A 9,127-nucleotide genomic window follows, 5' to 3' on the forward strand; every position below is an offset into this window, starting at 1 on the left:
CCCAATGGGAAAATTTCAGAAAAACGTAACTTTGCCAACATGAACGCTCCACTTTCCGCTACAGAATTGCTCAACAACGCTGCTCGACTTGAAACAAGCGATTTTGAGCAGTTTGTTCAAAATGTGTTGGCGCTCCGTGCCCGACGCAAGGGGTTGGGCTTGGAGACAAAAGAGGCTGAATTGCTCAAGAAAATCAATCGAAAAAGCCTCTCGGAAGCCCAGCAAAAGCGATTCGACTATTTGACCCAATCCGAAACACGCACCGAAGCGGAGCAGCAAGAACTCTTGGCGTTGGTAGAAATTGTCGAACAATTCGACGCGGAGCGCGTGGAACACCTCGCCGAATTAGCCCGTCTGCGCAATGTGCCCGTGCGCACCCTGATGCAGCAATTGGGCATCCTGCCTGCTGCGCAACATGGCTAAACAGCACATTCCCCTCTCCCTTCGCAGGTATGTTTTCCAACGGGCGCAAGGCTGCTGCGAATACTGCAAAAGTCAGGCGGACTTTGCCACTCAATCTTTTGCCACCGAACACATCATCCCCTCCGCAAAAGGCGGTAGCAACGACCCCGACAATCTGGCGTTGGCTTGCCAAGGCTGCAACTCGCACAAAGCCGCCAAGACCGAAGCGACCGACCCAATCACGCAGCAGAAGGTTCTCCTTTTTCATCCACGACAACACAACTGGGGCGACCATTTCGACTGGGACGATACATTCACCCAAGTTGTCGGCCTGACACCCATCGGGCGGGCGACGGTAGAGGCATTGCACCTGAATCGCCCGCAAGTGATGCGCTTGCGGGCGGCGTTGTTTTTGTTGGGAGAACATCCGCCACTGATATAATTTCTCCAACTGTTACCCCCGTAACATCCCACCCACCGCGCCACCCGCACCTTTGTCCCAGAAATGATTTATTCGATTAGTTCGATTAAGCCGATTGATTCGATTGGGTAACTCCGTTAATCGAATCAATCGGATGAATCGAATCAATCGGATGAGTCGAAATCAATCGAACCAATCCATGAAATTCGACATCATCATCATCGGCACCGGCGCGGGCGGCGGCACTTTGGCTTACAAACTCGCCCCCACCGGCAAGCGCATCCTCATCCTCGAGCGCGGCGATTTTTTGCCAAAAGAAAAAGAAAACTGGGACCCGCTCGCCGTGGCGCAAGGCCGCTACAAAACCACCGAAATGTGGCGCGACGCGGCGGGCAAGGAATTTTCCCCCTACCAACACTACTGGGTCGGCGGCAACACCAAGATGTACGGCGGCGCTTTGCTGCGCCTCCGCGAGCGCGACTTCGAGGCCACCGAACACTTTGATGGCCTTTCCCCCGAATGGCCTTTGAAATACGAGGACTTCGCGCCGTGGTACGACGAAGCCGAGGCGCTCTATGCCGTGCACGGCACACGCGGCCTCGACCCCACCGAGCCGCCCGCAAAAAATGGCTACCCCTTCCCTGCGCTGCCCTTCGAGCCGCGCATGGCGGAAGTGACCGAGCAAATCCGTCGGCAAGGCTACCATCCCGCGCCGATTCCGCTCGCCATCCGCCTGCCGCAAGACCTGAACGGCCGCACCAACGACCGCCTCCACGTCGAACTCTACGACGGCTACCCCGACCCCACCGGCGCGAAGGCCGACAGCCACGTCGTGGGGGTGCAAGGCGCGTTGCAATACCCGAACGTGACCTTGCTCCGCAATCGAAAAGCCCTGAAAATAAACACCGACGCAAGCGGTCGGCGGGCAGTGAGCGTCACCGTCGCCTGCGAGGGCATGGAGGAAACTTACCACGCCGACACCATCGTGGTGGCCTGCGGCGCCATCAATTCCGCCGCGCTTTTGCTTCGCTCGGCCAACGAAAAACACCCCCACGGCCTCGCCAACAGCAGCGGTCAGGTGGGGCGCAACCTGATGATTCACAACAACGGTATCGTGTTGGCCTACTCGGCCAAGCCCAACCCTTCGACCTTCCAAAAGGCGATTTTGATTCCCGACTTCTATCACGGCGCTGACGGCGACGCGCGCCCGCTCGGAGCCATCCAGAACATGGGCAAAGCCGACCCGCTCTTGCTTGCCGACGCGGTGGGCGACGATTTGGGCAAGGACGACAAGGACGCGGCGCATTTCGCCAGCCACATCATTGACTACTTCATCACCGCCGAAGATTTGCCAAAATCCGAGAATCGCGTCACGGTGGATTCGCAGGGGAATATCCAACTGCATTACACCCAAAACAACCTCGAAGCCTATCGCCGTTTGCGCGAAAAACTGGTTCAAATCATGGACACGGTGGCTGAAAACGAGGGCGTTGGCGGCAGCACGAAATACTACGGCTTCAAACTCGGCATCGGCGGTGTGAGTCACCAGAACGGCACCTGTCGCTTCGGTCACGACCCTCGCACTTCGGTGCTCGACCTGAACTGCAAAGCCCACGCGCTCGACAATCTCTACGTCGTGGACACTTCATTCTTCCCTTCTTCCGGCGCGGTGAATCCTTCACTCACGGCGATGGCGAATGCGTTGCGGGTCGGAGAGATTTTGAGTCATTTGGGGTAATTGGGGTCATTAAAAAAACACGAGCCATGAAATACTTTTTTCAAGAAATAGCCAACATTTTAGGCGCTTCTTACCAATCATGTTTTTTTTGTCATTCTGTAGGAATCCGTCCGCTCTACGGCGGGAAAAACCGAGCGAGACCCGCTCGTAGAGCGGACAGTTCCTTACAGGATGACAAACATAAAGTACACCGCTTCGTACTTCTGCTGCTGGCTTTTTGCCTGCCACTCGTCGTTTTTCCTCAAAAAGTCACCGCCGTCACGGGCGTGAGCATCACCGTCGAAGACCTCGCTCGCGAGGTGGATTTTTTTGTAAAAAACCTTGATTTTCAAAAAATAAAAGAGGAAACGCTGGCGGGCGAGGAAGTCGCAAAACTCTACGGCTTGCCTGAAAATACGGCCAGTGTGCAAATCGTCACGCTGCAATTGGGCACCGAGAAAATCCAACTCATGGACTTCAGCCCCACCCCGGCCCTCCCCGGTAGGGAGGGAGACTCGCGTCCTGTGCCTCCTGACACTCGTTCGAACGATTTGTGGTTCCAGCACCTCGCCATCGTCGTCAGCGACATGGACGCGGCGTATCAGAGGTTGTTGAAAAACAAAGTCGCGCACGTCAGCACGTCGCCGCAGACTTTGCCTGACTACCTGCCCAATGCCGCCGGCATCGAGGCCTTTTATTTCCGCGACCCGGAAGGCCACAATCTCGAACTCATTTGGTTCCCGACCGATAAAGGCAATCCACGCTGGCAGCCGTCAACTGTGAGCCGCGAACCGTCAACCGTTTTTCTCGGCATTGACCACACGGCCATCGGCATCGCCGACACGGACACGAGCATGGCTTTTTACCGCGACGCGCTGGGGCTTGTTCACAGCGGCCATTCGGAGAATTACGGCACGGAACAGGAGCATCTGAACCAAGTGTTCGGCGCCCGGCTCGACATCAACGGGCTTCACGCGGAGGCAGGCTTCGGTGTGGAATTCCTGCGCTACATCGCCCCGCCCGGTGGCCGCCCTTACCCGACGGACAGCCGACCGACCGACCTTTGGCACTACCAGACTGAATTGGAAGTGGACGATTTGCCGAAGATGCTGGAGAAATTGGAGCACCGAGGTTTTAGAAAAATATCCACAGCCGTCGCCAAAATCGGGAACGCCGAGATGTTCCTCCTGCGCGACCCCGACGGTCATGCGGTGCTGTTGAAATCGCAGGAGAAGAAAAAGAAAGGATAGAATCGTTTTCATATTAGGCTTTTAGGTTTGAGCCGCCTCGCGCAAGTGCGCGAAGGCGGTCTTTTTTTATTTATGAAGCACGAACTCACACTTTCCCAACTCTTCCTCGAAGGTAGGGTATCGCATATACTTCAGCGTCACGCGAATCTTGGTGTCGTTTTCTATGAACTTGCCGAATATTTGCGTGTTCGCCAATTTGCCGTTGATGGGACAGGCAAGCCTTGAGGTAAAAGTTGAATTGGCAGTAGTGTATAAACTGTCCCCGTCTGCCATTTTTATCAAGCCACACCCCGTTTCTTCGTATCCCCATCCTAAGTCAAAACGTACTCTAAGGTTGATATCATTACGCTCGATGATTTCCACAAATATGGTATCCGGGCATGCGCAATGCGCCAGCGATGCGTAGTATTCGTTGGGTTTCAAATCCCGGCACATTCCGTTGCCCACAAACTTGCCGTCGGGGCAGAGGCACTGGTCGTCCACGGAGTTGAACCCTTCGGGGCATTTGTTTTTTTTGCAGGAGGCGAAAGCCAAAACTGCCAATAAAAGGAAGAGGGAACATAGCGAACCCCAATCTGATTTTTCTAAAATGCTCATAATTCTTGTGTTTTGTGGTAAAAGAGCAGCCGCCCGGTCAACTGGGTGGCTGCCTGAATATTTTTTAATCAAGGAAAACTTTGAATGATTTTTTGTCCGATGCCGAGACTGCCTGCACAAGATAAACCCCACTTGCTGCAAAAGGCATCTTTTCCCTAAGGTACTGCCTTAAATCGGGGGGAAGTATTTCTTGGTTGGTTTGAAGCAAAAGTCGGCCAGAGGTATCAAAAACCAACAAGCGGTATGTATTCGGCAATGCCGTCTCGCTTTTGGTTTTCAGCGCTTCCCTATCGTCGCCTTCCCCAATAAGACCGCCGCCGTCCGGACATTCGACGACAGGAACGGACATGGCGTAAATCTCATAAGGTATCTGCGTTGCTCCAGTCCAGGGGTCACTTGGAAATGGCCATGGCGCCCAGGCACCGAGGATAATCCCGACTTCGCGTTTCAGTTCGTCTGTCGTATGCGGGCCTGATTCGGAGCCAAGCACCCAATTGGCGTATTTTTTTGTGCAGCAATACGGCTCTTCCTGGCTGCTAAAACCACCCGGCACATAGCCTGTCAAATAATAGCTGCTCAAAGTCCTGCTCCAGCTATACCATGAGCGCTTGCCGCCTGCCAGCAGGCTCGAATTGCTGAACAAATAGAGATTGATAGGTTGGTTGGGCTGCATATAGACCACTGTATCGCCCCAGCTAGCATTTTCTTCCTTGCAGTTTAGGTTTTCGCAGAAATTTGCAGAATAATAGGGCGTGTTAATCAGGTTGGTGATGCTGCTGGTAAGCCCGTTCAAGCCGAGGTTGAACAGTTGCTGCTGTGTTTGATTGAGTGTATCGCCCGATGAAAGCCCAAAAACCACACCTGCAATATTCAAAGCCAACGTCCCTGCATTAGCCCAGAATTGGGGGTTCACGGTCTGCTCACATTCCGAAGTGGCACGTATCACTTTTCCGCCGCCGCCGGGCACGATAGGTATATTGTTTCCATCACGGCGAATCACAGCAACCGCCACATCTTCCGCAGCCGCCACTGCTTTTTTGCCGCCCCATCCTTCCGGGTGTTTCTCCGCGAAAGCGCACACTTCCGTGTCGTAGCGCCAGTACAACCAAAGCTGTTTGTTGCAAAAGCAATCTGCCGGAACTTGTTGATAATTGGTACACAGCAGATTGTACCGCAAATGGGCATAGTGAGTGCCAACTGTGGCCGTCGAATCGGCCATTCGCATTCTCCAAGTATGCTCTGTCCCGCCCGCCTTTGAGCCTTCGGTCAAAAGAACGTGCCATTTGGCAGGTCCTTTGGAATGCCTGGTCCACCAGTAAGCAGTGTTATCATTGCCGCTTATTTTCTTTTTCGGCTGTGATTCTTTTCTAGGAATAATTTCACCGTTTGCAATATTACCCGGCACGGCGTTCTGTAAAATATTGAACACGAACTTACAGTTGCAGATGGTGGGGGGCATATAGTGGGGCAAAGTTGTGCCGGAGAAAGTGGTTATCGGCTGACCGTTCAGGAAGTATTGCTGTATGAAGTAAACCTTCTCAAAGAAGGCCACGTCTTGGCGGCTTTCTAAAAATTGCCCAAGCGGGGTGGCAGATTCCGCTTGATTTTGGAAATCTCGAATAGCCTTGTAAAGTTCGGGAGAAACTAAGATGGGGTCTTGCGCTTCGGTTTTGGTGTCGATAGTGCCTGCCACCACATATTGCCCGCAGCGGTTCAGCACTTGAATTTCGTACACCTTGTTCGGCAGCAAACTTTGAAATAGTTTCTCCTGACCACCGACGGCAATCGTTGAAAACGAAAACTCGTCGGTTCTTTTGAGACGAACGTCGCCCACATGCTCCGTAAACGTGACATAAGCGACCGGGCCTATCGCATAATGGATAACAGGAGCGAGCCTAACGCCCGGAAAGTCGCAGGTGTCTGCCATTGCTTCCAGAAAATGTTGGTCTTATGGAGCGGGATAGGGTGTTTGCGCTTTTGCCATGTTTACAAAGATAGCTAACATGGTTGCAATCAGGATTGGTTTTTTCATAATCGGCAAAAAATTTTTAGGTGAGAAAAGCGGGTTGAAAAATTTGTCCCCATGGGGCAACTGTGATGCGCATTCACAGCCACAAAAATCAGCCTCCTTTTCACTGGCTTCCAACAACCATAGGTTATACTTTATTCCTTCCCGTTATTTTTTATTCTCTTTGGGAATAATGCAAAAAACCTTCGCTACATTTGCCAACATAACACATCAACTGAACAATCACCTATACGCTGCTTCATGATTTCGTCCCCTGCCGAATTGCTCGACAAAATGCGTCGCTTGCGCAACTATTGCGACCTATCGCAAGAAGCCGTCGCCCGCGAAATGGGCATCAGCCAACCAGCCTACTGCAAATTGGAAAGGGGTCAAACCCGCCTCACCGTCCCCTATCTTCAGGTTTTTGCCGACCTTGTAGGCATCCCGCTGAACGATTTGCTCACCTGCACGATGGACGATCTTATCCACCAAATCAATGACAGGAATTTTTCCGCCCCCCCCCCCGAAAATGAGCGGGCGAACGCATGAAATGTGAGTAGGAATGTCGTAAGTTTGGCGGTTTTCCCGAAAGCCATTTCGCAAACGAAAATAGCCTACTCCACATGAAATTCCTGCTCCCTATCCGCGAAGAATTGACCCCCGAAGCCCTCGAAATCATGGCCGCCTGCGAAGCGAAAGTGGGCTTTGTGCCCAACATCGTGTCCATGCTCGCCTACTCGCCGCCTGCGCTGCGCTCTTACCTGACTTTGTACGGAAATCAAGCGGAAGGCGTGTTCAACGACCAAGAGCGCGAGGCGATTTACCTGCCCGTGTCGCAAGCGAACGGCAGCCCATATTGCCTCGCCGCCCACACCAATTGGGCTAAACTCGCCGGCCTTTCCGAAGAAGAAAACCTCGCCCTCCGCAAAGGCATTCATCACGACGACCCAAAACTCGACTTTCTGGCCCGATTCGGTCGCGCCATCATGGAAACGCACGGCCAAGTGCCGCCCGAACTCATGGACGAGTTCGAGGAACACGGCTACGATGCCCGCGCCTTGCTCGATGTGATTGCCATCGTCGTCGAGTCGGTTTTTTCAAACTTGATTGGAGTGATGATGCGACCTCCGGTGGATTTTCCGGCGGTGAAAGAGGTGTGAGGAGGCATTAAGGGTCATTGGGGGTCATTGGGGGGTATTTTGATGCGTTTGCCCTGTAATACCCCCTCAATGGCCCCTAATGACTCTAATGACCCTCTATGACCCCTAATGACCCTCAATGACTTTAATCACTCCGTTAGCCCTTCCAACACCCGATAAACATCCGTCAGCCGGATGTCGCAGCCGATGGTGTGGAGATGGATTGTGTCAGTCGGGTCGGTGAAAATTTTTACCCGTTGCAGGCCGTTGGCAGGGTCTTCGAGAAAAATCGTTTTGGCCCAAGTTTTTTCAGGCTCGATGAGCAGGTATTCGCGGAAACTTTCGAGTGTGCAGTAGTAGTCGAATTTTTCGCCTTTGTCGTAATCGCGGGTGTCGTCGGAAAGCACTTCCACAATCAGCACGGGGTTGACGATGGCATCGCGGCGTGTTTTCCCGCCGGGTGTCACATAAAATTGCGGCGGTTTGGCGATGACCGTGACATCGGGATAGACGAATTTGCCGAGCGAGGGAAACCATGTTTTCATGTCGCTGTCGAGCACCAAAAAGGGCAATTGGGCAGATTCGATGAGGCTTTTGAGCAGCGAAAAAATTTCGCCTTTGACGAGATTGTGAGCAATATCTCCTCCTGCCATTTCAATAAGTTTTCCGTTATCAAATTCGTGTTTCACCGGCGAACGCGCCTCCGCGTCGAGGTAAGCCTCGGCAGTAAGGACAGGCGTTTCCAACAAAGTGCTTTCCTCGTGCATGACCTTGAATTTTGGCGCAATTTAGTTGATTTCGGCAAAATATCCCGCCTTTTTTCCCAACTGTTACCTGCGTAACGTACCGCCCCCCGCAACGCCCCGACTTTTGTGCCATCAAAATTGAAAAACATTTTTCACCAAACACAAAAGAGCATCAGAACCATGAAAAAATTGATTTTTCTCCTCCTGCCCGCGCTGTCGCTGTTTGCCGCCTGCGTCGGGGCGCAACAGCCCAATCTCGGCAAAGTCGTGGACGGCTACCTCGTCAACGTGGACGAGCAGGGTGTCATCCTGCAAGGCCAAGACGCGGTGAGCCTCCGCGAAGGCAACTCCACGAAAGGCAACGCGCAGTTCCAGACCAAGTACAAAGGCGCGATTTACTACTTCGCCAATGCTGAGAACAAGGCCAAATTCGATGCGAACCCCACGTTCTACGAACCCGAATACGGCGGCTACTGCGCCTACGGCGTGTCGGTCGGTCACCTCGCGCCCATCGAACTGTGGACCTACGACACCACCTATCAAGGCCGCAACATCTACCAGCACAACCAAAAAGCCGTGAACGGCTGGAAAAAAGACATTCCCGGCAACGACGCGCTCGCCAAACAGGAATGGGCGAAGTTTCAGGAAAAGTATGTCAAGAAGGGTTGATTATTTCCCTTTTGTCATGCTGTAAGTATCTGTCCGCTCTACGGCGTACTCTACGTTTGTCATGCTGTAAGTATCTGTCCGCTCTACGGCGTACTCTACGTTTGTCATGCTGTAAGTATCTGTCCGCTCTACGGCGTACTCTACGTTTGTCATCCGCCTTCCGGCGGATGACAAACGT

Annotated in this window: 11 protein-coding genes; 7 read left to right on the forward strand and 4 right to left on the reverse strand. The window is 53.0% G+C overall.

All coding sequences use genetic code 11. The features are described from left to right. The first annotated feature begins 39 nt into the window (after nt 1-39). The 4 genes from KIS77_19650 to KIS77_19665 all read left to right on the forward strand — a co-directional run bounded on the left by KIS77_19650 (nt 40) and on the right by KIS77_19665 (nt 3,790). On the forward strand, nt 40-423 hold the full coding sequence (locus KIS77_19650) for a hypothetical protein (GenBank protein MCW5924542.1): 384 nt from the start codon (nt 40-42) through the stop codon (nt 421-423). Beyond that, nucleotides 416-844, forward strand: a complete 429-nt coding sequence (locus tag KIS77_19655) for an HNH endonuclease (protein MCW5924543.1) — start codon at nt 416-418, stop codon at nt 842-844. Before KIS77_19650 ends, KIS77_19655 begins: the two co-directional genes overlap by 8 nt. 178 nt (nt 845-1,022) lie before the next feature. Continuing rightward, nucleotides 1,023-2,561, forward strand: a complete 1,539-nt coding sequence (locus KIS77_19660; GenBank protein MCW5924544.1) for a GMC family oxidoreductase — start codon at nt 1,023-1,025, stop codon at nt 2,559-2,561. Nucleotides 2,562-2,587: 26 nt separating this feature from the next. Beyond that, nucleotides 2,588-3,790 (forward strand): VOC family protein, encoded by a 1,203-nt coding sequence (locus KIS77_19665; GenBank protein MCW5924545.1) that lies wholly within the window; start codon nt 2,588-2,590, stop codon nt 3,788-3,790. Nucleotides 3,791-3,856: 66 nt separating this feature from the next. Here KIS77_19665 and KIS77_19670 read toward each other — a convergent pair whose 3' ends face one another. Continuing rightward, on the reverse strand, nt 3,857-4,387 hold the full coding sequence (locus KIS77_19670; GenBank protein MCW5924546.1) for a hypothetical protein: 531 nt from the start codon (nt 4,385-4,387) through the stop codon (nt 3,857-3,859). Nucleotides 4,388-4,451: 64 nt separating this feature from the next. Continuing rightward, on the reverse strand, nt 4,452-6,314 hold the full coding sequence (locus KIS77_19675; protein ID MCW5924547.1) for a hypothetical protein: 1,863 nt from the start codon (nt 6,312-6,314) through the stop codon (nt 4,452-4,454). Nucleotides 6,315-6,656: 342 nt separating this feature from the next. Between KIS77_19675 and KIS77_19680 the strand changes: the two genes are divergently transcribed. Together KIS77_19680 and KIS77_19685 are read left to right on the forward strand one after the other, a co-directional pair. Then, nucleotides 6,657-6,944 carry a helix-turn-helix transcriptional regulator gene (locus KIS77_19680; protein ID MCW5924548.1) on the forward strand — a complete coding sequence of 96 codons (288 nt, stop codon included), beginning with the start codon at nt 6,657-6,659 and terminating at the stop codon, nt 6,942-6,944. 74 nt (nt 6,945-7,018) lie between these two features. Continuing rightward, the gene (locus tag KIS77_19685) at nt 7,019-7,555 is read left to right on the forward strand and encodes a carboxymuconolactone decarboxylase family protein (GenBank protein ID MCW5924549.1); all 537 of its coding nucleotides are present in this window, start codon (nt 7,019-7,021) and stop codon (nt 7,553-7,555) included. Between the two features lie 128 nt (nt 7,556-7,683). Here KIS77_19685 and KIS77_19690 read toward each other — a convergent pair whose 3' ends face one another. Further along, nucleotides 7,684-8,301, reverse strand: coding sequence for a Uma2 family endonuclease (locus KIS77_19690; protein ID MCW5924550.1), 618 nt, complete (start codon nt 8,299-8,301; stop codon nt 7,684-7,686). A 159-nt stretch (nt 8,302-8,460) separates the two neighbouring features. Here KIS77_19690 and KIS77_19695 point away from each other — a divergent pair, with 159 nt between their 5' ends. After that, entirely contained in the window at nt 8,461-8,949 is a 489-nt protein-coding gene (locus tag KIS77_19695; protein ID MCW5924551.1) for a YHS domain-containing protein, read from the forward strand. Here the strand turns inward: KIS77_19695 and KIS77_19700 are convergent, their stop codons facing one another. Then, the gene (locus KIS77_19700; GenBank protein MCW5924552.1) at nt 8,950-9,102 is read right to left on the reverse strand and encodes a hypothetical protein; all 153 of its coding nucleotides are present in this window, start codon (nt 9,100-9,102) and stop codon (nt 8,950-8,952) included. Between the last annotated feature and the right edge of the window lie 25 nt (nt 9,103-9,127).

Source organism: Saprospiraceae bacterium (assembly GCA_026129545.1).
GTDB lineage: Bacteria > Bacteroidota > Bacteroidia > Chitinophagales > Saprospiraceae > M3007.